23 protein-coding genes and 2 tRNA genes are annotated in these 24388 nt (G+C 39.2%); 10 read left to right on the forward strand and 15 right to left on the reverse strand.

Features of this window, described 5'->3' with window-relative positions; translation table 11 throughout:
• Positions 1-34 precede the first annotated feature (34 nt).
• From C4F40_RS07540 to C4F40_RS07555, 4 genes are all read right to left on the reverse strand, one after another.
• Positions 35-1573 (reverse strand): glycoside hydrolase family 43 protein, encoded by a 1539-nt coding sequence (locus tag C4F40_RS07540; RefSeq protein WP_196938729.1) that lies wholly within the window; start codon positions 1571-1573, stop codon positions 35-37.
• A gap of 136 nt (positions 1574-1709) precedes the next feature.
• Positions 1710-3008: a dicarboxylate/amino acid:cation symporter gene (locus C4F40_RS07545; protein WP_196938730.1), complete on the reverse strand. Its 1299-nt coding sequence runs from the start codon at positions 3006-3008 to the stop codon at positions 1710-1712.
• A 187-nt stretch (positions 3009-3195) separates the two neighbouring features.
• Complete coding sequence (locus tag C4F40_RS07550; protein ID WP_196938731.1) at positions 3196-3450, reverse strand: hypothetical protein; 255 nt, start codon at positions 3448-3450, stop codon at positions 3196-3198.
• A 205-nt stretch (positions 3451-3655) separates the two neighbouring features.
• Positions 3656-4015, reverse strand: coding sequence for a bleomycin resistance protein (locus C4F40_RS07555; protein ID WP_196938732.1), 360 nt, complete (start codon positions 4013-4015; stop codon positions 3656-3658).
• A 467-nt stretch (positions 4016-4482) separates the two neighbouring features.
• Between C4F40_RS07555 and C4F40_RS07560 the strand changes: the two genes are divergently transcribed.
• Positions 4483-4863: a DUF1304 domain-containing protein gene (locus C4F40_RS07560; RefSeq protein ID WP_196938733.1), complete on the forward strand. Its 381-nt coding sequence runs from the start codon at positions 4483-4485 to the stop codon at positions 4861-4863.
• Between the two features lie 75 nt (positions 4864-4938).
• Here C4F40_RS07560 and C4F40_RS07565 read toward each other — a convergent pair whose 3' ends face one another.
• The gene (locus tag C4F40_RS07565; protein ID WP_196938734.1) at positions 4939-5439 is read right to left on the reverse strand and encodes a hypothetical protein; all 501 of its coding nucleotides are present in this window, start codon (positions 5437-5439) and stop codon (positions 4939-4941) included.
• Positions 5440-5574: 135 nt separating this feature from the next.
• On the reverse strand, positions 5575-6213 hold the full coding sequence (locus C4F40_RS07570; RefSeq protein WP_196938735.1) for a hypothetical protein: 639 nt from the start codon (positions 6211-6213) through the stop codon (positions 5575-5577).
• Between the two features lie 118 nt (positions 6214-6331).
• Here C4F40_RS07570 and ychF point away from each other — a divergent pair, with 118 nt between their 5' ends.
• Entirely contained in the window at positions 6332-7432 is a 1101-nt protein-coding gene (ychF, locus tag C4F40_RS07575) for a redox-regulated ATPase YchF (protein WP_196938736.1), read from the forward strand.
• A 62-nt stretch (positions 7433-7494) separates the two neighbouring features.
• On the opposite strand, the gene C4F40_RS07580 is transcribed toward ychF, so the two are convergent.
• Positions 7495-7809 (reverse strand): hypothetical protein, encoded by a 315-nt coding sequence (locus C4F40_RS07580; RefSeq protein ID WP_196938737.1) that lies wholly within the window; start codon positions 7807-7809, stop codon positions 7495-7497.
• Positions 7810-7916: 107 nt separating this feature from the next.
• Between C4F40_RS07580 and mazG the strand changes: the two genes are divergently transcribed.
• Positions 7917-8726 (forward strand): nucleoside triphosphate pyrophosphohydrolase, encoded by an 810-nt coding sequence (gene mazG, locus C4F40_RS07585; RefSeq protein ID WP_196938738.1) that lies wholly within the window; start codon positions 7917-7919, stop codon positions 8724-8726.
• Positions 8727-8740: 14 nt separating this feature from the next.
• On the opposite strand, the gene C4F40_RS07590 is transcribed toward mazG, so the two are convergent.
• Positions 8741-9430 carry a hypothetical protein gene (locus tag C4F40_RS07590; protein WP_196938739.1) on the reverse strand — a complete coding sequence of 230 codons (690 nt, stop codon included), beginning with the start codon at positions 9428-9430 and terminating at the stop codon, positions 8741-8743.
• Positions 9431-9508: 78 nt separating this feature from the next.
• On the opposite strand from C4F40_RS07590, the gene trpS reads away from it, so the two are divergent.
• The 3 genes from trpS (at position 9509) to kdsB (ending at position 12027) form a co-directional block, all read left to right on the forward strand.
• A complete protein-coding gene (gene trpS, locus C4F40_RS07595; RefSeq protein ID WP_196938740.1) occupies positions 9509-10507 on the forward strand; it encodes a tryptophan--tRNA ligase in 999 nt (332 codons plus the stop codon).
• Positions 10508-10514: 7 nt separating this feature from the next.
• Positions 10515-11129 (forward strand): deoxynucleoside kinase, encoded by a 615-nt coding sequence (locus tag C4F40_RS07600; protein WP_196938741.1) that lies wholly within the window; start codon positions 10515-10517, stop codon positions 11127-11129.
• Between the two features lie 154 nt (positions 11130-11283).
• Positions 11284-12027, forward strand: a complete 744-nt coding sequence (kdsB, locus tag C4F40_RS07605) for a 3-deoxy-manno-octulosonate cytidylyltransferase (protein WP_196938742.1) — start codon at positions 11284-11286, stop codon at positions 12025-12027.
• A 24-nt stretch (positions 12028-12051) separates the two neighbouring features.
• On the opposite strand, the gene C4F40_RS07610 is transcribed toward kdsB, so the two are convergent.
• The 3 genes from C4F40_RS07610 to C4F40_RS07620 are packed head-to-tail and all read right to left on the reverse strand — an operon-like array spanning position 12052 to position 14607.
• The gene (locus tag C4F40_RS07610; protein WP_196938743.1) at positions 12052-12957 is read right to left on the reverse strand and encodes an aldo/keto reductase; all 906 of its coding nucleotides are present in this window, start codon (positions 12955-12957) and stop codon (positions 12052-12054) included.
• Positions 12947-13618 carry an FKBP-type peptidyl-prolyl cis-trans isomerase gene (locus C4F40_RS21560; RefSeq protein ID WP_231389957.1) on the reverse strand — a complete coding sequence of 224 codons (672 nt, stop codon included), beginning with the start codon at positions 13616-13618 and terminating at the stop codon, positions 12947-12949. Before C4F40_RS21560 ends, C4F40_RS07610 begins: the two co-directional genes overlap by 11 nt.
• A gap of 2 nt (positions 13619-13620) precedes the next feature.
• Positions 13621-14607 (reverse strand): glycosyltransferase family protein, encoded by a 987-nt coding sequence (locus C4F40_RS07620; RefSeq protein WP_196938744.1) that lies wholly within the window; start codon positions 14605-14607, stop codon positions 13621-13623.
• Positions 14608-14726: 119 nt separating this feature from the next.
• Here C4F40_RS07620 and C4F40_RS07625 point away from each other — a divergent pair, with 119 nt between their 5' ends.
• Entirely contained in the window at positions 14727-15668 is a 942-nt protein-coding gene (locus tag C4F40_RS07625; RefSeq protein WP_196938745.1) for a zinc dependent phospholipase C family protein, read from the forward strand.
• A 63-nt stretch (positions 15669-15731) separates the two neighbouring features.
• Here the strand turns inward: C4F40_RS07625 and trxA are convergent, their stop codons facing one another.
• Together trxA and dnaE are read right to left on the reverse strand one after the other, a co-directional pair.
• Positions 15732-16052, reverse strand: coding sequence for a thioredoxin (gene trxA / locus C4F40_RS07630; RefSeq protein ID WP_196938746.1), 321 nt, complete (start codon positions 16050-16052; stop codon positions 15732-15734).
• A gap of 97 nt (positions 16053-16149) precedes the next feature.
• Entirely contained in the window at positions 16150-20568 is a 4419-nt protein-coding gene (gene dnaE / locus C4F40_RS07635) for a DNA polymerase III subunit alpha (RefSeq protein ID WP_196938747.1), read from the reverse strand.
• A gap of 181 nt (positions 20569-20749) precedes the next feature.
• Here dnaE and C4F40_RS21765 point away from each other — a divergent pair, with 181 nt between their 5' ends.
• Complete coding sequence (locus C4F40_RS21765; RefSeq protein WP_390881626.1) at positions 20750-20932, forward strand: PLDc N-terminal domain-containing protein; 183 nt, start codon at positions 20750-20752, stop codon at positions 20930-20932.
• A gap of 141 nt (positions 20933-21073) precedes the next feature.
• Here C4F40_RS21765 and C4F40_RS07645 read toward each other — a convergent pair whose 3' ends face one another.
• Positions 21074-21640, reverse strand: coding sequence for an OmpA family protein (locus C4F40_RS07645; protein ID WP_231389958.1), 567 nt, complete (start codon positions 21638-21640; stop codon positions 21074-21076).
• The gene (locus C4F40_RS07650; RefSeq protein WP_196938749.1) at positions 21633-23840 is read right to left on the reverse strand and encodes a glucoamylase family protein; all 2208 of its coding nucleotides are present in this window, start codon (positions 23838-23840) and stop codon (positions 21633-21635) included. Before C4F40_RS07650 ends, C4F40_RS07645 begins: the two co-directional genes overlap by 8 nt.
• Positions 23841-24024: 184 nt before the next feature.
• Between C4F40_RS07650 and C4F40_RS07655 the strand changes: the two genes are divergently transcribed.
• Positions 24025-24097, forward strand: a tRNA-Gly gene (locus C4F40_RS07655).
• A gap of 5 nt (positions 24098-24102) precedes the next feature.
• A tRNA-Leu gene (locus C4F40_RS07660) sits at positions 24103-24187 on the forward strand.
• Positions 24188-24388 lie beyond the last annotated feature (201 nt).

The raw sequence follows: 24388 nt of genomic DNA on the forward strand, positions 1-24388 counted from the left end.
GTAAATTCATGGGTTAATATAAATGCGTGTAGCGTTACGGTTTATTATTTAAATACACACGATGGAACACTGCACTCTCATCTTCTGTACCTTGAAAATGAATCCCTGGTCTAGGACTTCTATCCCACGGGGAAATACCACCAATACGTGTAAGTCCGCGGTCCTCTGGCACGATTTCAACCCAAGTGGACGATCGTTTATAAAATGCACGACATTGTAAGTCTGCGCTCAATTCCAGTTTTAGTTCTAATGTTGTTAAAGCTTTGGGAAGTTCTTCCTGCTTGATCTGGGATTTCTTGCCATCTTTCACCGACCAAAATTGTATCTTATTTCCGATAATTCCTACACCTATTGATCGATCTTTATCACCATAAATAACGACGCCTTTTTGGGCGGCATCACTGCTGTTGATCAGATTTACCACGGCTCCCAATTCATACACTACTGAATTTGGACGCCATGTTAATGCTATACCTGTCGGATTATCTGACGGGATTCTCCCTCCTAGCCGAAGCCCCTGTGCTATATAGCTGAACTCCGGTTTTGCATACCGGAAATCCCATTGCCAATATGGATTTATCTTGGAATCACCGCTGAGGTCAAGCTGTATATTGTGTTCCTTATTTAAACTGGAGGCAGGTATAAACATGAAAGAAGGTTCACCCGACGGTGACCATCGAAGTTCGGCCAATAACCCTTCCCTCCCGGTATAGGTGGCGCCTACTTTATTGTATCCGTGAAACAGGTAGTACATTTTTTCGTCCTTTCCCTCGACAAATGTACCATGGCCCATGCATTTCCAGTCCGTATTTTCGCCGAGGAGAACTTCCGTACCTATTCGCTCATAAGGACCTTTAAGCGCTCTGGAGCGTACCGCTTGTACGTGATAATCACATTCCACACCGCAACAGTTTCCGGCCGAATAGAACATATAATAATATCCGTCTTTTTTTAGGAAGCTTTGCCCTTCTATCCCCACAGCAGCAGTATCCAACAGCAAAGAGAATGGTTCCCCTTCCAGTCGAAACCCATCGGCGGATAATCTACTGCCAATCAACTCTATAGGTCGATCGTCAAGTCCGTACGCTTTCCAAGTCATATAGAGTTCGTTACCTTCTCTAACCACAAAAGCATCGATGGATTCCGTACCATAGTCTACCACTATTCCATGATCTACGAAATCGCGATCAGGGTAACGCGAAGTTGCTACACCAATGCATGAGACCCCATCTTTCTTTCTTTTTGCTGAATAATAGACGTAATAAATTCCGTTATGATAAAGGTATTCCGGTGCCCAAAACGCCGATTGTGCCCATTCAGGAGGTGATGAAAAAACGAAGCCTGTCTGCTTCCAACTCAGCAAATCCTCAGACGTATAAATCGGAAAATGCGGCCCCCATTCACTGGATGTACCAATACTATAATATTTACCCTCCGCGTATAGCACAGTAGGATCCGGAAAATCACCGTTGATCATCGCGTTTTGTTGGCCAAAGGTTAAACAGGAAATGAACAAAAAAGAAAGGAACAACCCAATGTGAGAAAGCTTCTTTTTCTGGTTTAATCGTCTCATAAATCGTTTTAACATAGTAGATATGCAAAATACAAAAAAATCTTATTTTAATCAACTACGCTTTAAGTCGCCCTATCTATATCCAAGATCTACAGTTGATTTATCAGATCGTATCCTAATGGAGAGCGTCGAGAAATTACGATACTTTATGCAAGGTTGCATTAAGTTGTTCTGCATCTAGTTGATTTTCCCATTTTGCTACCACAACAGTCGCCACTGCGTTACCCACCAAGTTGGTAAGCGCCCGACATTCGGACATAAACTTATCTATACCTAATATCAGTGTCATACCTGCTATAGGCACCTCTGGCACAACAGCTAATGTAGCAGCTAGCGTGATAAAGCCAGCTCCAGAGACCCCTGCTGCTCCCTTGGAACTCAGCATTGCGACCAATAACAACAGGATTTGTTGTTCAAGGCTGAGATCAATATTACACGCCTGGGCAATAAACAATGCTGCAAGTGTCATATATATATTCGTACCATCTAAATTAAAGGAGTAGCCAGTGGGAACAACCAAGCCAACTACTGATTTCGCACAGCCTGCTTTTTCCATTTTCTGCATGAGGGACGGTAGGGCCGATTCTGAAGAACTGGTTGCTAACACCAATAATAATTCGTCCTTGAGGTATCTTAATAATTTGAAAATTGAAAATCCATTGTATCTGGCTACGCCCCCCAATACGACAGCTATAAAGAACGCTGAAGTAATATAAAATGTAGCAACTAGCATCATCAGATTACCCACAGAACTTAACCCGTATCTCCCAATGGTAAAAGCCATTGCGCCAAAAGCACCAATAGGGGCCAACTTCATTAAAATACTGACGACCTTAAATATGGGATGCGCTAGTGCGTGTAGAAAATCGAGAACAGGCTTGCTTTTATCCGATGTTAACGAAATACCTATACCGAATAAGATCGCGGTGAACAACACTTGTAATATATTGGTACCAGTTAAGGGGCTTATGAGTGTTTGAGGGATTATATTTAACACAAAATTTAACAAACTTGAGTCCCTCGCATTGGCCACATAATCCGAAACGCTATTGAAGTCTAATGTAGTGGGATCTATATTCAATCCCTTACCAGGTTGCACTAGATTGCTTACGATTAGTCCCACTATTAACGCTAATGTTGAAAATGTGATAAAGTAAATGAAAGATTTACCTGCAACACGTCCAATTTTTTTCATGTCACTCATGGATGCGATACCTGTTGAGACAGTGATAAAAATAACCGGAGCAATAATCATTTTAATCAATTGTATGAAACCATCACCTAGTGGCTTCATTTGTTCTCCTAAAGCCGGATAAAAATGTCCCAGTGATACACCAATTGCTATGGCGAATAGGACTTGAATATAAAGTAATTCGTAGAGCTTAGGCTTTCTTTTAGGTTCTATTGGTGTTAAGGGTACATTATCAATTATCATATTGGTTAGTTATGGACTTTTTTAATCATTTTAATCCATCTCTAAAGAAACGTAAAAATTTTAATACTGGCAACTTCACAAAAATATTCGTGTGCTATCAAAAAAAGATATCATTCTCACAAATTTCAACAGTACAAGGAGATGGAGATGGATCAATCTTTAAATTGGATAGTGACACTTTAAAAAACTAATGCACAATTGTTTCTTCCACGCTACAGTTTTTCGCTACCCATTCTAAATCGAATTCCGACAATTCTCTTCGCTCTCCTTTATAAATAAAATAAGATGTTGGTTTGTCTTCTGTATCGCTATCTCGAATAGTAGGCATCCTGTTGACTATTTTTTCCTCGGGACAGTCACGCAGTAGCGCGATATGTTGTTTCGGTGCGCTGCAACCTGCTATTAACAGCGGTGCAATCAGGATAATTAATTTCTTTTTCATCTGTATAAAATTATATTTTATATCCATGTTTTGCGTAGCGTAACTTCCCACATGACACAACAGGGTGTATAAAAAACAAAATAGTTGTTAACTTTATGTATATAAGTCCACTCATTTAACAACACTACATTGAATAACGTTAAAACGCCACGGATTGTTCGGTTTTATTTAAGATTATGCATCGTAGCAAACGCAATATGGGCTTCTAACATATACTTTGACCAAACGTCAGTAGATTATTATCGGGATCCAACACCGAAAATTCCTTTTGTCCCCACGATTTCATTTGTAAATCTCCCGCTGGATGCACAGTTACCTTGCTCTCCAACATAGACGCATACAGCCCATCAATATCATTTGTGCGTATATATACCTGGCCGTAATTTTCTTTTGGATCAAGTTCTTTAAACTCGAAGAAGTGGATTTGTATATCGTCTTTTTGCACCATCAAGTAACCGTTATAATCCGCATCTCCAAATTCATAAAATCCTAATTTATTCAGGTAAAACTCCTTTGTATCTGTTTTATTGCGCATAGGCAATTTGGGGTTGATATCTGTCAGCATATTGATAAGATTATGTTGATTTTTCGAAAAATAAGCTCTCGTTTCGCTTTTCTGTGAGTTTGGTTCTATTGTTCTATTGTGAACAAATTTAAAATTATCATTTGAACTGCAAAAATCAAACAATTTCGACTTCTTATTCTTGCAAAATTACGCCTATTTAGGTAGACAAATTGTGAAACGACTAGTCTAAAATGACTCAAAGCGTAAGGCTCGTTGTACAACAGCGTGAACGTTCTTTTTAAAATAGCACAACATTTAAAGAAGTTATACGTTAAGACTTATACAAAAGCTTATTTGTTAGCTGTATGCAGATTAGTTGCAGACTAGGTGTATAGGGTATAATGAATAACTTAAAAACAGGAAGCCCAAGACGTGAATCTTGGGCTTTCGAATTACTAACATCTGTTGAATGCGCGAGGATAGAAACACATTTGTACCTTGTAGCATTATATTTAAATTTCACGAATATGGAGGGAACAACCGGAGTCATTGCAATGGTATTAATAGCGATAGTAGCCATAGAACACCTGTATATTCTATGGGTAGAAATGTTTGCTTGGGAAACCGTCGGAAAAAAAACATTCAAATCACTACCAGAAGAACTGTTCAGGGCTACCAAAAGTCTCGCCGCAAATCAAGGTTTGTACAATGGTTTTCTGGCAGCCGGACTTATTTGGTCCTTGTGTATTGACAACCTGGAGTGGCAACGCTACATTGCACTTTTCTTTCTCGGATGTGTGATCATCGCTGCTATCTTTGGATCTATAACTGCATCGAAACACATACTGGTAAAACAAGGTATTCCGGCCATAATAGCCTTAGTTTTCGTTTTACTTACCTATACGTAATCTCTTTCGTTCCAACGGTCTACTCAACTTTATATCAGATAGCCTTGGGTGTGGGAGTTGTTTCCCACACCCGGTCTATCTTCTGTTTCCACGGCCGTTGTTATGTTTACGTTTATTTTCCTTTTTATTATACTTTCTTTTCGCATCATGCCTGCGATCATCTCTCTTGTAATCATCTCTCCGATATTCTCGATCTCTACGTGCATCTCGAAGCACCACCTGCGAGTAATTATTGGCGTATCTCGAATAAGAAGTACGATGTGTACGGTGATGCTGCCATGGATTACGATCATTTAATACAACTTTATAGGTACGGTATAAATTAAATTTCTTGTACCTACCCGGAAGCTTTGATTTGGTAACCCATCTATTCCCCTGGTAATACGTATATCGTCTATGTACTACATCATAATATACATCAATTTCGGGTATGTAATAATACCGGGCATAGCTATGACCTACAGGCCCCCAAAGCGGTTGGCTTCCTACATTGATACTGACATTGACCTGAGCCTTACCAGTCTGCACAAAGCCAATTCCTAAAAGTACGATTGCGAAGTAAACAATTCTTTTCATAATAACCTCCTTTAAATTAAATGTCCCTAAATCATAAATGACGACAAATTTCTATCTAAATTTATTATTATGACTGCATAGTATAATAGAAGGATTAACAGGTCAACGTTAAAATTTGTAAAGAAAATGCGACACTTAAAAGGTTAATCCGACTTTAAGCCCCCAACTAAACAGATTCAATTCTTCTTTACGCTGAGCCACTGCGTCGCCATCAGTTCGTTCAAAAACCTGTCTTTCAGTTTGTTGATATTCAAAATATGGACCTGCAACGATTCCTAATCTATTTCGGAAACGAATACTAACTCCAGTAGACATATCAGCAATAAACCCGGATTTGAATCTTGCATCATTTGAGTCAAAATTAACTCTGTAAAAATCTTTAACGTCAGAATCCAAATTTACCCCAAACGCATATCCCAATGATGTATTAATAAAAGGAGATGCTTTCTTATCCAAAAATCGAACTTGCAGGTGACCATATAACGGGATCATTAATTCTTGATTAAAGTCGAAGTCGAACCAATCATTTCCAGAGGCAGAATAATCAAAATCCAAGTAATGCCGGACACCAGTACCTGCTCCCAAGGATATGTACGGATTTAAGGCAAACTGACCGATGTAATCAAACTTTAATTGCATCATCTCTATTTCTTCGTCTAACACCGTGAAACCCGAGCCAAATGTTACTTTGCTTTGAAAGCCAGGTATAAAACCGGTTTGACCAAAAGTTGTAAAAGAAGAGAAGATCAATAATAACAAGAAAAGTTTCTTCATAATTCTATTTTTTGTTGATAAAGGTAGTTTTTGTTGAGGAAATATCAAATATACTTATCCTATTTAATTGGCATCATTTTCCTATCTTTGTGGAATTTTAAAATTATCAGCAAAACTAATGGCTTTACAATGTGGTATCGTTGGCCTACCAAATGTAGGTAAATCAACATTATTCAACTGTTTGTCCAATGCAAAAGCGCAGGCGGCTAACTTCCCTTTTTGTACTATTGAACCCAATATCGGTGTCATCACGGTTCCTGATGCCCGTCTAAATAAATTAGCTGAATTGGTAAATCCACATCGTATTGTACCCAATACAATCGAAATCGTGGATATCGCAGGTCTGGTAAAAGGTGCTTCCAAAGGAGAAGGGTTAGGCAATCAATTTTTAGGTAACATCCGTACGACAAATGCGATCATACATGTACTGCGGTGCTTTGACGACGGTAATGTCATTCATGTCGATGGATCAGTAGACCCTATTCGTGATAAAGAAATAATCGACACAGAGCTTCAACTAAAAGACTTGGATACCGTGGTAAAACGTATCCAAAAAGTGGAGAAAATGGCAAAAACAGGTGGGGATAAGGATGCAAAAAAGACTTTTGACATTCTTTCTATTGTAAAAGAACACCTAGAGGCTGGTAAATCTGCCCGTACGGCCACAATATCAGAAGAAGATTTTGAATACATTGAAGACCTGACTTTACTAACCATCAAACCCGTGCTTTACGTATGTAATGTGGATGAAGCCTCTGTAAATACAGGAAATGATTACGTAGCACGTGTCAAGGAAGCGGTAAAAGATGAAAATGCAGAGGTATTGATTATTTCTGCGCAGATCGAATCTGAAATCGCACAACTGGATAGCTATGAAGAGCGTCAGTTGTTTTTGGATGATCTAGGATTATCCGAATCGGGAGTACACAAGTTAATTCGTGCAGCCTATTCGCTATTGGATCTAGCCACTTATTTTACTGCCGGAGTACAAGAGGTACGCGCTTGGACAATTGAGACAGGTTTTACAGCACCTCAGGCGGCAGGCGTAATCCACACCGATTTTGAAAAGGGTTTTATCCGTGCTGAAGTAATTAAATACGAGGATTTTGTGAACCTTGGTTCGGAAGCAGCCGTGAAAGAAGCGGGAAAACTCGCTGTGGAAGGAAAGACATATATCGTAGAAGATGGTGATATCATGCACTTTAGATTTAACGTGTGATCCGACATACGGTCTTTACTAAAACGGGAATGAGAAGTCATTCCCGTTTTAGTAAAGACACGTTATAACTTATTTTGAGCTTGTTTGGAACGAATTTCTAAATTGACAATTATATCGCGTTTGCGTCCTTCGATCAATGATAAATTTCCGGCCACAAATACTCCTTTGTTACCCGAAATTGTATTCCGTATTCCATACACCGATGACTCGTCGCTAGGGTCGGTTATTCCTTCATACCGGTATAAATAGTCGATCGTAAAATCATCAGATTCTGAAAATAATTCATCAAATTTCTGATTGTAATCGATCGTGTACCCGGCTTTATTTAATTTTTCTAATGCTATGACAGGTGTGTCATAATTAAAAATAGTCTCCATAAATTTTGTCTTAATATATATTTATAACAAACAATGGGGCTTTAGGTTTCTTAAATCTGTATTTTTTAAAAATTGCTGTACCTTTGCACTTAACTAATATGCATAGCATGCCACATACACCACCCGAAACGAAACATACGTCTTCAGAAGCTTTTGATCGATTATTGCAGGTCCTGCACACCTTACGCGAAGAATGCCCATGGGACAAAAAACAAACGATGGAGAGTCTTAGGCTCCTTACAATAGAGGAGATGTACGAACTGACCGATGCTATACTGGATAAAGATACAGATGAAATCAAGAAAGAACTCGGCGATGTTATGATGCATCTGGTCTTTTATGCTCGTATCGCAGAAGAACAAAAGCGATTTGATATTGTAGATGTACTAAACGCAGTATGTGATAAATTAATCACGAGACATCCCCATATCTACGGTGACATCCAAGTTGCGAATGCCGAAGAAGTAAAACAAAATTGGGAGACAATCAAGCTAAAAGAAGGTAACAAATCTGTATTATCTGGGGTTCCGAACGGACTGCCATCCCTGGTAAAAGCTTACCGCATACAAGACAAGGTACGTGGCGTAGGATTTGATTGGGAAGATAAAACGCAAGTCTGGGAAAAAGTAGAAGAAGAGCTTGCAGAATTTAAGGCAGAATTCAACCTGGAAGACGAGACCGAAATAGACCATGATAAAGCTGAACTAGAATTTGGCGATCTGCTTTTTTCACTGATCAATTACGCCAGACATGTGGGCATCAATCCGGAGAACGCTTTAGCACGAACAAACAAGAAATTCATCTTCCGGTTCTCCCATCTCGAAAAAAGAGCAGGTGAAAATGGGCAGCAACTGAAAGATATGACGCTGGCCGAAATGGACGTTTATTGGAACGAAGCGAAGAGCTTAAAATCATAAAATAGCTACTGTTATCATGGTTCATCGCAATCTAGCGTCTCCAACCTAACAAACAGCTTTTCAAACGCCTGAGATTGACGCCCATCATACGAAATATGTGGAAGTTGATGATTTACCGCATTCCACCAACCATATACCAAGACATAATCGAACGCCAAGTCATACTTATTGGCTTGCGCAATATTGAATTGATAGTTGTCCCAAAGCCTCTCGGGATCGCCATTTGTTTCCATCTGTTTCTTTGTTAAGTACGCATATGACTCCAACAACTTAGTTTCTCGGTCCACTAATGCTTCAGCATACTGCCTTATCTCTGCATCGTCTTGGTATAGGCGCAGTAGCGCACGGGGGTTATCCTCCGCTTCTAATTGGATTAATTTTGCTTCATAGGTCCTATCAAGATAAAGAAGAGTGGAATCGAGCAGCGATTGAAAGAAAGGTTCTTTTACGATGGATAGAGTCGCTAACTTATTTTTGATTTCCGCATAGCTATCTTCCATTTCTTCTTTATCGCTGTTATAAGAAAAAAATACACCTTTTATTAATTCGTATGTGTCTTTTAATTCGTTCTCGGTATACTTACCGCTGTCGTAGACGCCTTCATACGTGCACAACTCATCCGCAAAAACAATCGACTTTTCCTGTGCATAGACAAAATTTAGCATGGTGCTAAATAATATAATGTATATAAATTTCGATTTCATTATTTCGTATTATATTGATACATCTAAATATAAGTAAGATTAATAAATTAACGAATTAATACGTAAATTCGCAGGTATATGGAAACTGTTGTCAGCGGTATCAGAAGTACCGGAAAATTACATTTAGGAAATTATTACGGAGCGTTGGGTAATTTTGTTAAGATGCAAAATGAATACAATTGTTTCTTTTTTATAGCGGATTTACATTCTTTAACAACTCACCCTACCCCACAGGACTTACAATCTACTGTTCGGCAAGTGGTAGTGGAATATCTAGCGGCAGGAATCGATCCCGAAAAATCTACTATATACGTTCAATCGGATGTACCGGAAGTCGCGGAATTATACCTTTACATGAATATGAACGCCTATCTAGGTGAATTAGAACGAGCGACTTCTTTTAAAGATAAAATTCGTTCGAACCCAAATAACGTGAATGCGGGGTTACTAACTTATCCAGTATTAATGGCCTGCGATATCTTGCTACACCATGGCGTAAAAGTACCTGTGGGAAAGGATCAAGAGCAGCACCTCGAAATGACGCGGACATTTGGAAATCGTTTTAATCGCATGTACGATGTAGATTATTTCAAAGAAGCATTTGCATTTAGCTATTCTGACAAACTTGTAAAAGTACCTGGATTAAGTGGACAAGGTAAAATGGGTAAGTCCAACGGCGAAGGCGATTGTATCTATTTATCTGATTCACCGGATGTAATACGTAAAAAGATAATGCGTGCACAGTCTGATTCGGGACCTACAGAAATGAACCAGGTAAAACCGGAATCCATTCAGAATCTCTTTGACCTTATGAATGTGGTGTCGACTGCAGATACGCTACAACATTTTGATGATCTCTATAATAACTGTGAGATACGTTACGGTGATTTCAAAAAACAACTAGCGGAAGATATGGTTTTAGCTACGGAACCCGTTCGATCTCGTATAGCAGACATATCTAATGACAATGATTACATTAAGAAAGTAGTCAGATTAGGGGCCGAGAAAGCGCAAGCCAGTGCACAGAAAACCATTAAAGAGGTAAGAGAGATTATTGGACTTAGAAAACTATATTAATTTAAATATGCATATAGCAATAGTAGGAAATATAGGTGCGGGAAAGACAACATTGACCAAATTGTTGGCACATCATCTGAAATATGAACCTCAGTTTGAAGCCGTAGACAACAATCCCTATTTGGAAGACTTCTACAGCGATATGAAGCGTTGGGCATTCAACCTTCAAATCTTCTTTTTAAATAGCCGATTTAGACATATCGTTGAATTACAAAGTAAAGGTATCAAAATGATTCAGGATCGTACTATATATGAAGACGCTTACATCTTCGCAGAAAACCTGTATGACATGGGACTAATGAGTGCACGTGATTTTGAAAATTACAGCAATATTTTCCAAAGTATCATACACTATATCAAACCACCCGATCTCTTAATTTACTTAAAAGCTTCTGTACCTACTTTAGTAAATAACATCCAACTTAGAGGAAGAGATTACGAATCGGGTATTCGCTTGGATTATTTATCTAAGTTAAATGACAAATACGACAAGTGGATAGGCAGTTATGACGAAGGCAAATTGTTGGTATTGGATAAAGACAATCTAGATTTTGCCGCTAATCCGGAAGATCTGGGAACGATCATTCAAAAAATTGAGACGGAACTGTTTGGGCTTTTTTAATACTTATTTTTGATTTTTCACTTATAACATTTGACTTTGATGAAACCGAGATGGCAATAATACTGACACACAAGACAATGATTATCTTCGATGAGCTCGCAAGCTCGGTTATTGCCATCGAGTTCTCATCAGCCATTAACAAAAAAATAAATAGATGAAAATAATAGGAATAATTCCGGCTCGATATGACTCCTCTCGCTTCCCAGGTAAGCCTTTGGCAGATATTGGGGGTATATCTATGATCCAACGGGTATACAATCAGGCAAAACATGCTTCCGTGCTTAATGAAGTAATAGTAGCGACAGACGACCAACGCATTTATGATCATATCAAAAGTGCTGCTGGTAACGTCGTAATGACCAGAAAAGATCATCAGTCTGGAACAGACCGCTGCGCTGAGGTGATCGCGTCACTTCAGGGCTTTGATATCGCCATCAACATTCAAGGCGATGAACCTTTTATTGACCCGCAGCAAATCAATTTATTAGCCTCTTGTTTTGAAAATCCGATGACGCAAATCGCTACCTTGGTACATAAGGTATCTTCTAATGAAGAGCTATTGAATGAAAACAAACCAAAAGTGGTATTAAATAAAAATGGAGAAGCTATTTATTTTTCCAGACAAGCTATTCCGTTTTTAAGAGGAACAAAAACTGAGGATTGGTTGACTAAGAGACCATTTTACAACCACATAGGCATCTATGGCTACCGAACGGAAGTTCTGAAAGAGATCAGTGCATTGCCTATATCCGATCTCGAACAAATGGAAGCTTTGGAACAGCTGCGCTGGCTGGATAATGGCTATAAAATTCAGACGGCGGTATCTGCACATACTAACGACTCTATAGATACACCCGAAGATCTAAAACATATTGCAGACAAATACTTTAATAGTTAAGCGTCCATAACAAAATGCCCACTGTTAACTTAAGTGGTCGGTATAGTGAATGGGCCGCAGATCAGTCAAAAGCATGCTGAAATCTTGATCTCGCAGCTTTTCCAAATCACGCCAAGCACGCCAGAGCCCATTCATCTGATTGTGTGTACGTATCCCTACCACAGCGCTGGCAACCACATCATGTTGTAATACGTATGCTAGCGCAATAGCTTGTTTAGATACCTCAAGTTGTCGGCTTAGCTCTTCCATATCGGCATTCAATAATTCAATTTCCCCAGGTTCATATCCCAGATAAGGCTTAGCCTTTTTATCCAGTAAAAGACCTTGCGCCAAACTTCCCCTGGATATTATACCCGTATTATGGGCTTTAAATATTTCAAAATATCGTTCAGGCCTCCGGTCGAGCAAACTATATTGCATCATATTAGAAGCAATATTTGACTTATTAAGATACGGTGTAAAGACATTGGGACGGATGGACGAAATTCCATAATATTTTATTTTCCCTGCTTTGACTAATAGTTCGAATGCTTCAATGACTTCGTCTATAGCATCTTCAATCGTGCCTCCATGCAATTGATAGACATCGATATAATCTGTTTTAAGCCGTTGGAGAGATTTATCTGCCATACGCAAGATGTAATCTTTCCGCGGATTCCAATCCCATCCCGACCCGTCGGCACGCCATTCATTTCCTACTTTAGTCGCTAAGACGATCCGGTCCCGGAAAGTATGGACAGCTTTACCGATCAACTCTTCGTTAAGTCCTTTATCATACAGATCTGCTGTATCAAAATAATTTATTCCATGATCAAAAGCTTCGGAAATAAGATCAATATTTGCTTTGGAAGCACCGCCTTCTAAAGACATGCCTCCAAAACCTATTTCCGAAATTTTTAAATCTGAATGTCCTAAATTATTATACCGCATTCTTTGCTTTGATTTCTAAAAGTTCGACCTCAAATATCAATGTACTGAAAGCAGGTATTTCACCGGATCCACGCTCGCCATACCCTAAGTTATAGGGAATGTAAAACTTATACTTCGAACCGACTTTCATCAGCGGGATACCGATCTTCCATCCTTCTATCACACGGTCGAGTTCTAAATTAATAGGCTGGCCACGATCGTACGAACTGTCAAACTGTTTGCCATCGATCAACGCGCCTCTATAGTGTACAACGACTTCATCTTCAACGGTTGCCTGTATACCATCCCCTTGCACTAAAATTTCGTATTGTACGCCTTCGGGTGTTACCTTTATATTGGGATTGGCTTTATTTTTGGTTAAAAAATCTTCCCCGGGCTGTCTCAACACCGCATTACGTTCATCCATCAACTTTTTGACAGCCCCTTGTATAATTTGCGAATTCTGTTCTTCATTGAATAAACCATCTTGTTGTGCCAATGAAGATGAAATGGCCTGACTAAGTATCTGGATATCTATATCAAAACCGGCGTTTTTAAGCGAGTAACCAATGTCTCTACCGAGGGCATACGACAGCGAATCTTTAGGTGTCACCAAGCTCTGGGCCTGAGTTGCGGAAGCAGCGAAAGAAGTTATAAAAATTAGGTTCAAAAATTTGTTCATATTTATTGATGTTTATTGATAATTTGTTCAACGACTTGTAGTGTATTATCGCGGTAATCTACTTGAGCAGTAGCTTTGCTATTAAGCCAAAGCGCTATATCGTATTCGTATTTCTTTTTTAGACTTTGGATCACGGGTACCCCCATTTCTTCCAATGCTGCAGAATTCAGATGCTGTTCGTATTGATTTTTCATGGGAATGACCAGTAATTTTTTCCCAAGGTACAAAGCTTCTGCCGGAGTTTCAAAACCAGCTCCACACAATACGCCTTCTGAGGAAGCCATACTCTTCACAAAGGCCTCGCTATTAATAGGATTGATAGAGATATTTTTATAGTGTATCGGCCTCACGTTGTGCTTCGAAAATACTTCCCACTTAATGTGTTGGAATTTTGAAAGATGTTTGAGGATATGCGCATCATCATAAGAAGGCAAGTATACTGTATAATGCCCTTCGTTTGTCGGGTCCAACTTTCGAATAGGTTTACGGATAACGGGGGTAAAAATATCTTCGTGATAACTTTTGAAATGGAAACCATATGGGTGCGTACAAGGAGCATAGTTTTTCATAATAAACTTCCCCATCATATCACTTTCATCCGGTTTCGGGCTGTCTTTATGCATGGCGCCGATCTGATGGCTCAATCCGACACAGGGTATGTCTCGCGTATGGCAAGCCCAAGCGGTAATAGGTTCGAAATCATTAATTACCAAATCATATTTTTCTACCGGAATAGAATTTATCTCTTGAATGAATTTACGGACAGTAGAGCTCATAAATGTTTTCCAAATATCAACTCCCCCAGATTTACCGAAAATAAAACTCATTCCATGAAGGCGATATTTGATCTCAAAAGGAAGACAGATGTCTGCCTGAATACCACTGATAAGCACGTCGACCTCACCAAATTTTTGAAGACAAGGTATCACATCCATTGCCCGACATAGGTGTCCGTTTCCAGTACCTTGAATCGCATAAAGTATCTTCATATGTCCCCAATAAATTCATTCGAAAGTAAGCATTTTTTTTAAAATGATGCGGTTAAAACCTACTTAAATAAAATTTAGTTAACTTTAAGATTTATAATCAACTATTATAAAACACACCTATGAAACCCGTCGCGATTACACTTCTTGGCTTAACCCTCTTTCTACTGCTTACATCTTGGGGTTTCTATGCACACAAACAGATAAACGAGAACGCCGCCTATACATTACCTGCATCTCTAGCTAAATTCTACAAAAAGCATCTTAAAACCATAACCGAAAAAGCAGTAGATGCCGATAAGCGCTGCTATGTCGATACTTTAGAAGGCCCTCGTCACTATATCGACCTAGATAGGTATGAAGAAGATATGGATTCCATACCCATCCATTGGAGCAAAGCGGTAGCAAAATTTAGCGAACGCAAATTACTTGCCAATGGGGTAGTACCGTGGCAAATATGGCGAACTTATCAAAATCTAGTGAAGGCGCTTAAAGAGCGAGATCATAACCGTGTCATTCGATTTAGTGCCGATTTGGGTCATTATGTGGCAGATGCACATGTTCCGTTGCACACGACCAGCAATTACAACGGTCAGTTTTCGGATCAAATAGGGATCCACGCATTTTGGGAAACAAGGCTCCCTGAGATGTTTAGCCACGAATATGATTATTTTGTAGGGGCTGCCGCTTATATCGACGACCCGGTACAATTGGGTTGGCAGATTGTTAAGGAAAGTAATGCATTAGTCGATTCTGTCTTGCATATCGAGAAGGAGCTTTCAAAAACCACAAAGAAAGCCGACCAAAAAAGTTATATTACACGCAATAATCAACTTACATTAAACTATTCGGATACCTATGCTACCTCCTACCACCGCGCCCTAAATGGCATGGTAGAAAGGCGATTCAGATCTTCTATATATTATGTAGGATCATTGTGGTATTCGGCATGGATTGATGCAGGACAACCTAATCTTGTCCTTAAGACTGATTCAACAGAAATAGCAGAAGATAAAATTGAATATTCTGACAAAAAGATACTAGGCCGAGAAGAGTGGCATTAAGAAAAGTATACAGCACAAAAAAGAGCGAATAATCGCTCTTTTTTGTGCTGTTAAATAAACTAACTACGACAATTGCTTTTCTAGTTTCTCTACCAATACAGACTTAGGCACAGCCCCGATTTGTTTATCTACAATTTCCCCATTTTTGAAAAACAATAGTGCAGGAATATTTCTGATACCAAAGCGAACGGAAATATCTGGATTATTATCCACGTTAACTTTTCCTATTACTGCTTTGCCTTCATACTCATTTGCGATTTCGTCAACTAATGGTCCTACCATGCGACATGGTCCACACCATTCTGCCCAAAAGTCAATTAATACGGGTTTATCTGATTTCAACACAACCTCTTCAAAGTTGCTATCTGTAATTTCTAATGCCATAATATATTCTCTTTTAAAATTGATAAAATTTATATACAAATATAAATAAATCCATACAAATGAATTCTAATTGCGATGTAATAATATCTATGCCTTATCAATTTAATCTATAGTTCACCCCTTCCATTTCTTCCAAACCATCTAATAGTTCATTGGTTATATGGATTCTTGTGCTCTTTGCTGGCATCTCTACTACAAACTCGTCCTGAATATCCATTACCTTAAACTTGAGTAGGCAATTTGCCGGATTTGTTTCATCAAGAGTCGATTGTACTAAATTGTTGATTTCGTCAACCATCTTATTATTTAATTTGTGTAATGCTATCTGAATGGTAAAACTTTTCGCTAACTTATCGCGGAGATCGGACAGCAACTGAATACCTTTAAGCTCGAATCCCCAGTTCCCGATCTGCTTAAAGCGCTCTTGAACCAAGCCTCTAATCTGCACAAAATAACCTTCTTGTAAGTAACTTTTAAATTTGACGTAGTCTTCGCCAAAAACCGCAATTTCATACGAATCATAGTAATCTTCGAGGATAAAAGAACCGAATGGTTTGCCAGATTTAGCTACTTTATGGGCCGCAACGGCTATAATACCACCAATGATAACCTCTTTATTCTTGATGCGGTTAAAATCCAACAATACCTCTTGTTCAACTTCAGAAGCTTTCACTTTATTAATTAACTGCAAATCAGTAACATTATTCTGACAGAAGTGTTTAATTTCAAACTTATAATTATCCAATGGATGGCTAGTCAAATAAATTCCGATAACATCTTTTTCGTATTTCAGCTTTTCGATCAATCCCCATTGCGGACAAGGTGTCAAAATAGGTTCTGGTAGGTCAGCTGCTGCACCTCCACCAAATAAGCTCGCCTGAGCCGATTGTTCATTTTCTTTGAAACGCTGACCAAATTTCACTGCTTTCTCTATACCCGTCGAACCATCCCCGTCCCTGAAGAAATACTGTGCACGATGGGTATCGGTAAATCCGTCAAATCCGCCACCATATGCTAAACTTTCGAATGCTTTTTTATTCGCCGCGCGAAGATCAATCCGTTTGGCAAAATCAAAAATCGACTTATAAGGACTTGTAGCCCGCGTTTGCACGATTGTATCTACGGCACCAGCACCGACCCCTTTGACAGCTCCTATTCCAAATCGTATCGCACCCTGCTCATTTACCGTGAATTTATAGTGGGATTCGTTTACATCAGGGCCAAGTACCTGTAATCCCATCCGTTTACATTCTTCCATAAAAAATGTAACCTGCTTGATGTCATTCATATTATTTGAAAGTACTGCTGCCATATACTCTGCAGGATAATGGGCTTTTAGATACGCGGTTTGATAGGCAACCCATGCATAGCAGGTAGAATGTGATTTATTGAAAGCATACGATGCAAAGGCCTCCCAATCCGTCCAGATCTTTTCTAAAACCTTTGGATTATGTCCCTTTTCTGCAGCTTGTTCAACAAATTTCGGCTTCATTTTATCCAACACCGCCTTTTGCTTTTTACCCATTGCTTTCCGCAATACATCGGCATCACCTTTTGAAAAGCCCGCTAGTTTTTGCGATAAAAGCATTACCTGTTCCTGATATACCGTGATACCATATGATTCTTTCAAATATTCTTCACATGCATCCAAATCGTATATAATGGGTTCTATTCCATGTTTACGCTTAATAAATGATGGAATATATTCGATGGGCCCAGGACGATACAGCGCATTCATGGCGATCAAATCCGCAAATACAGTAGGTTTTAATTCCTTCATGTACTTTTGCATGCCGGGAGATTCGTATTGGAATACACCTATCGTCTCACCTCGTTGAAACAACTCATACGTCAATATATCGTCTATCGGAAATTCATCGGGATTCAATTCGACACCATGTCTCAATTTTACATTCGATACCGTATCCTTGATCAGGGTCAATGTCTTTAATCCTAAAAAGTCCATTTTCAACAAACCTGCACTTTCTACGACAGAGTTGTCAAACTGCGTGACATACAGATCAGAATCCTTTGCCAACGATACAGGAACAAAATTAGTAATGTCGCTCGGCGTGATGATCACCCCACAGGCATGGATACCGGTATTACGCATGGAGCCTTCCAGCACCCGCGCCTGCTTAATAGTTTCGGCTTCTAAGCCTGCCCCCTCTGCAAGCGACTTTAACTTGTTGACCGCTTCCAATTCATCCGATCGTAACACTTCCTTCAACGCTTTCTCTTCGAGAGAGAAAATTTTGCTCAATTTGAGATTCGGAATAAGCTTCGCTATTTCGTTGGAATCCTGCAAAGGCAAGTCCAACACACGTGCCGTATCTTTTATGGAAGATTTGGCAGCCATGGTACCGTACGTAATGATCTGCGCTACCTGAGATGCGCCGTATTTATCAATCACATACTGCATAACTTTCCCACGACCTTCATCATCAAAGTCAATATCGATATCGGGCATGGATACACGATCTGGATTTAAGAATCGCTCAAAAAGTAAATCATATTGAATAGGATCTAAATTTGTGATTCCTAAGCAGTACGCTACTGCCGATCCGGCAGCTGATCCACGGCCAGGGCCTACGGACACGCCCATACCTCTGGCCGCAGCAATAAAATCCTGAACAATCAAAAAGTACCCCGGATATCCCGTGCGCTCGATTGTCGCCAACTCAAAGTCTAATCTCTCACGGATTTCATCCGTAATCTCTGCATATCGTTTTTCCGCCCCAACGTAAGTCAAATGTCTTAAGAACGCATTTTCTCCTCGCTTGCCACCATCCTCATTGTCCTCTGCGTGTTGAAATTTTTCAGGAATCTCGAACTTAGGGAGTAAAACATCACGATTTAATGCATATATTTCAATTTTCGCCAGTACGTCTTCTAGATTGAGAATAGCCTCGGGCAAATCGGCGAAGGCTTTTTTCATCTCATCCGGAGATTTGAAATAATACTCTTGATTAGGCATTCCAAAACGAAACCCACGCCCCCTTCCTACTGGTGTGGTTAATTTCTCACCATCTTTAACACAAAGCAAAATATCATGTGCATGCGCGTCAGCTTTATTCAGATAATAGGTATTGTTCGTCGCGATTAACTTGACATCGTGCTTTCTGGCGAGTTGAATTAACGATTGATTTACCCTATCTTCATCTTCTTGGCCATGGCGCATTACTTCCATATAAAAATCTTCTCCGAATAAATTTTTCCACCAGATTAATGCTTCTTCTGCCTGATTTTCACCTATATTAAGAATTTTATTCGGAACTTCTCCTTGCAGATTTCCGGATAATACTATGATATCTTCTTTATACCGCTCCACCGTCTCCCGGTCAATACGTGGCACATAATAGAATCCTTCTGTATACGCTACCGAAGCCATTTTTGCTAAGTTATGATAGCCATTCTTGTTTTTTGCTAACAGCACAACCTGGTAACCGTTATCTTTCCTTGACTTGTCTTTCCGGTTTTCACAGATAAAAAATTCACAACCTACTATCGGCTTTATCACCTGTTCAGTTGGTTGCTTCCCCGCTTCGATCAGCTCTTGATTCCTTGCTTCAACCTCTTTATTATGACCAATCACTTTACTTACAAAATGAAAAGCACCCATCATATTCCCATGATCTGTAAGCGCTACAGCAGGCATATTATACTTCGCAGCAGCCGACACTAGTCCTCCTATTGAGATCGTAGATTGTAAAACAGAGAACTGTGAATGATTATGTAAATGTGCAAATACAGCGTCTTTTAAAGCTTCTGCGGCTTCGCGATCTACTACATGAGTTACCTCATCTTTCTTTTTACTTCTTATTGCATCGGAAGCCGCTTTGAGATTGACATGCTTTAATCCGACAGTTGGGATTATAGCCGGATTTTCTCTTCGAAATTCAATAAAATATCCTGTATCTACCTGAAGTTCTTCAGATTTAAATACTTCGCGACGCAGGAGCTCGAAGAAGCAGCGTGTTGTAGCCTCCACATCGGCAGTCGCATTATGCGCTTCAGCAAACGGCACGCCAAACAAATACGAATGGAGTTCGGTCAGGGTGGGTAATTTATATCTTCCACCGCGACCTCCGGGAAGCTGAAGCAACTCGGCGGTAACTTCCGTACACGTATCTAATATAGATTTATCATTCAACGTAGTCTCTACCCCGTAACGATAATATTCTGATCCCATGATATTGAGATCGAAACCGATATTCTGACCGACTACAAATTTCGCTTTTGCCAAAGCTATATTGAATTTGTCTAATACCTCCACTAACGGTACACCTTGTTCTTCAGCCAATTCGGTGGAAATACCATGAATTTTTTCGGAATCGTACGGAATATTGAAACCGTCGGGCTTAATCAGATAATCCTGATGCTCGATAAGGTTGCCCATTTTATCATGTAGTTGCCAAGCTATCTGAATACAGCGTGGCCAATTGTCGGTATCTGTAATCGGTGCATCCCAGCGTTTTGGCAATCCTGTCGTCTCCGTATCAAATATTATATACATGCATCCCTTCTTTTAGAACACAAATTTAATGAATATAATCAAGTCATTATCCACATTATTATTACAATCTAACGTGAACTTGACAATTCAGATTATATTTATTAATTTACATCGATAACTTAAAAAACAAATTATGATTGCCTTTGGTCTTGGAACACAAGAAATAGTATTGATACTTGTAATGGGAATAGTGTGGGTTATTCCCCTTGCGCTAATCATCTATACGTTAATAGATCTCTTTAAAAGGAATTTTACGAATAAATCAACCGATCGGATCTTAATTATATTTTTAATTGCTTTCGTCCCGATATTAGGATCATTGATCTATTTATTGGGACTTAGAAAAGAGTATCCACTAAAATAAAACCGTCATAAATCCCATAACGTCAACAGTTATGAAACACATACTAATATTCTTGCCATCCCCTGACACTTTCTTATAAAAAATAAGCAGCAACATATTGAACATGTTACTGCTTACTTATAGGCTATATTTTTTCTGGAATTAGTCTAGAATAACCACCTCTACTCTCCTATTCTTTTGCCTCCCTTCGGGAGTCTTGTTATCTCCTACTGGTTTAGTTTGTCCTAGGCCTTTAATGGAGATCCGTGAAGCGGAAACACCCGAATCTTCTAAAAATGTCTTTACTGAGGTTGCTCTCTTTTCAGACAACCACTGATTATATCCGGCTTCACCTGTAGCGTCGGTATGACCATCAACCCTTATTTTTTTCTTGCTATCTTCTTTTAATATCTTCGCCAGTTTACTGATTTCGACTTTCGCCTTTTCCGTCAAGTACGAAGAATTGGAAGGGAACAATAAGTCAGAGGACAAGGTAAACTTAATCCCTTCATCGACACGTGCCGCATCATCAAATTCCGATTTAACATTTTTTAAACCATCATCAGTGCCGTCTTTTGAAAGAACGGCTCCAGGCAATGCCGTTATTTTTTGTTGTTTACAGCCTGCAAATCCTAAGGTAATAGCCGCGACAGATAATAAAAGTACTTTCTTCATATACGTTAGATCATTAATCCGCATAAAGATAAACGAATCTTTTAAATTATTCATTAACCGGTTCAAGATTTTTGACAAATAGACTTTCCCGTACAGCTTTTAATTCCGGGATTTGCGCATATAACTTCCAAATCAAACCCGAGCGATAATTTTCCAGAGCGATGGATATCGTCGACTGATTAACGGCCAAGTACTCATCCGAAACGTCATCATTGCGTAGATCCAACCAAGATCTAAATCCATATTCTGTAAACAGCACATTTCCATATTGATGATAGAGCGCTAACACTGACAGCAATCCCACCTCTTTGTCCACAAAAATAGCCGCAGACGCGATAGATGGATTTATTCGGTAATTACCTACACTATCACGATGTTGATAAAATCCCCAAATATCGCTATCCGTAGAACCAACTCCCATTTCGTTATCACGTCGCTTTACAAAATGAACATAGGAATTTAGGACTTCTTTAAAATCAAGAATCGTATCCTGCACCAGTTCGGGTGGTAGTGTTAAAAAGGGTTTATATAGCTCCATTAAACTTCGATTATATTCGCCAAGTTTGAGCGGGCTACCGTATAAAAGCGTATCCTTCAAAATTGATGTCTGAATAAAAGTATCTATTAGCGTCATGAATTTCGGACTTTCTGGAGACAACAGTGTGTCGATATCTAAACTATCGGCATATATATCCACCTCACCCTCCTTTATCTGCTCAGGCTCGTAAGGACTGTAGTTGTGATATACAGCATTGTAATAGCTTGTTAATGGCAACGGAAATTTAGGGGCAGCCATAGCCAAAAAATAGGTATTGATCGATTCGTTAATACCATGCAGTGTAGGTTGAAAAGATATATTTAAATCCTCTACAGCTGGCAACGACGATCGCAAAATATCGTCCGTTCCTTCTAAAGTAAGTTGTTGCCAATCAATACTTTCATAAAGTTTAGTAATCCGCTTTCTCAAATCTACTTCTTCGGCCGAGTCGCCTGAAAAATATTCCCGAGCAATCAACAATGCTTCCAATACATTCGAAGTGGCAGACACATCATATTTAGGACGATCGCTTCGATATTCGGGAACTCCTCCTCTCCCATTAAAATAGGAAGGGAATATACCTTTATTATTTTGAGCTTTTAGCAGAAAATAGACAATTTTTGACACCCGTCCATATACAGCTTGTCGCGAAATAAACTTACGTTCCGCACCGATCAATAATGAAAGAATAGCTCCCCCGGTCTCCTTTGTAGATACAACGGCCTTGTCTTTCATCCGGAAAGGCATGTACATCCCACTATTGATATCATAGTTTTCGATGAAATAATTAACATGTGCCAATTGAATCAAATCTAACAATTGATTCTCATCTAACTCCTTGGTTACAATTTCCTTTACCGCAGAGAATGGCGACTCTTGATAATTGTAATCAACCCAAGCGATTTTGTAATAGTATTTTCTTCCCAAAACCGGCACCATATCCAAACAAGACTGCATTTGAACTGGACGTATTCCAACAGGCTTAAAATTTTCACCATCTTCCGAGCGATAAATTTTAACATAATGAATACTCGGTGTCAAGGGCAATTGCCATTTCAAATGTACCTGCTTATCATAAGGAACAGCATCAGTCAGGATTGCCGGTGAAGACAGTTTTACCTGTGGGTAATTCTTTGCCAAAAATTCGATCTGATCAATAAAAATATGCTGTATACGATTCGAACCTTTGTGTTGCTGAAATCCGATAGCACCAATAGGTTCATCAAAATTAATGTCCCTAATTGCATTGACAGGAATCTTCACTTGGATCCATTTATTGACCTCGTAATCTTTAATAAATTTTCCGAGTGAAAATGATATGGAAGTGCTATTTCTTTGCTTTACATATAGTTTTGGTAAATCATCCAATTCCGTTTCCGCGCTTTTCACAAAAATCCGAATACTTAAGAAATCATCTTTATCAAATTTATAGTGGTATTTTTGGCGGCTATATCTAATTTCGGCATTCCAGTTTCCCTCTTCTGCCGAAATATATTTCAACGACAGAGCATTACCGGGGGTAAAAAAAAGCGTATCAGATACTAGCAAATGATGGTTTACGTTTTCTACCCAACTTTTTCCGCCATAATTCACCGTGCTTTTTGCATAGACACCCTTTACCAAACTATTGTCAAAAATGACTTCGGGATAGGTATCTGCCACAAGTACCACAGGCATTAACAGAAAAAACGAAAATAACAATTTAAAAATCTTCATATGATCAAAATGGTTTAACGGCAAAAATAGGCAAAAACAAGACCAAATCCGCTGTCAAATGACATAATAGTGTAGAGATTAAAAATTAATTTACACAGATTGAGCATTTTACCCCAGCATAGCACAAAATAAAGTACAATAATTTTAGAATTTAATTTTTCTCCCTATATTTGCAGCACGTCAAGCGAAAGTAGCTCAGTTGGTAGAGCACAACCTTGCCAAGGTTGGGGTCGCGAGTTCGAATCTCGTCTTTCGCTCAGTTGCCTAGGTGGTGGAACTGGTAGACACGCAGGACTTAAAATCCTGTTCCCGTTAAGGGAGTGCGGGTTCGATTCCCGCCCTAGGTACAAAAGTCTCGCTATCACATAGCGGGACTTTTAAATTTACATGGGATCTTATATCGTTAAAAATCTAGGGGATCATGTACAAAAGTTGTGGAGGGGATAAAAAATAATTAGATATTTGTGCTTTGATATTTATACAGATGCACGATTCGTTTAACGCTTTAATGCCCTTAATTATTCCCGAAGGAGTTTCCGATTATTTTG

This window comes from Sphingobacterium pedocola (genome assembly GCF_015209965.1).
In the GTDB taxonomy this organism is placed as follows: domain Bacteria; phylum Bacteroidota; class Bacteroidia; order Sphingobacteriales; family Sphingobacteriaceae; genus Sphingobacterium; species Sphingobacterium pedocola.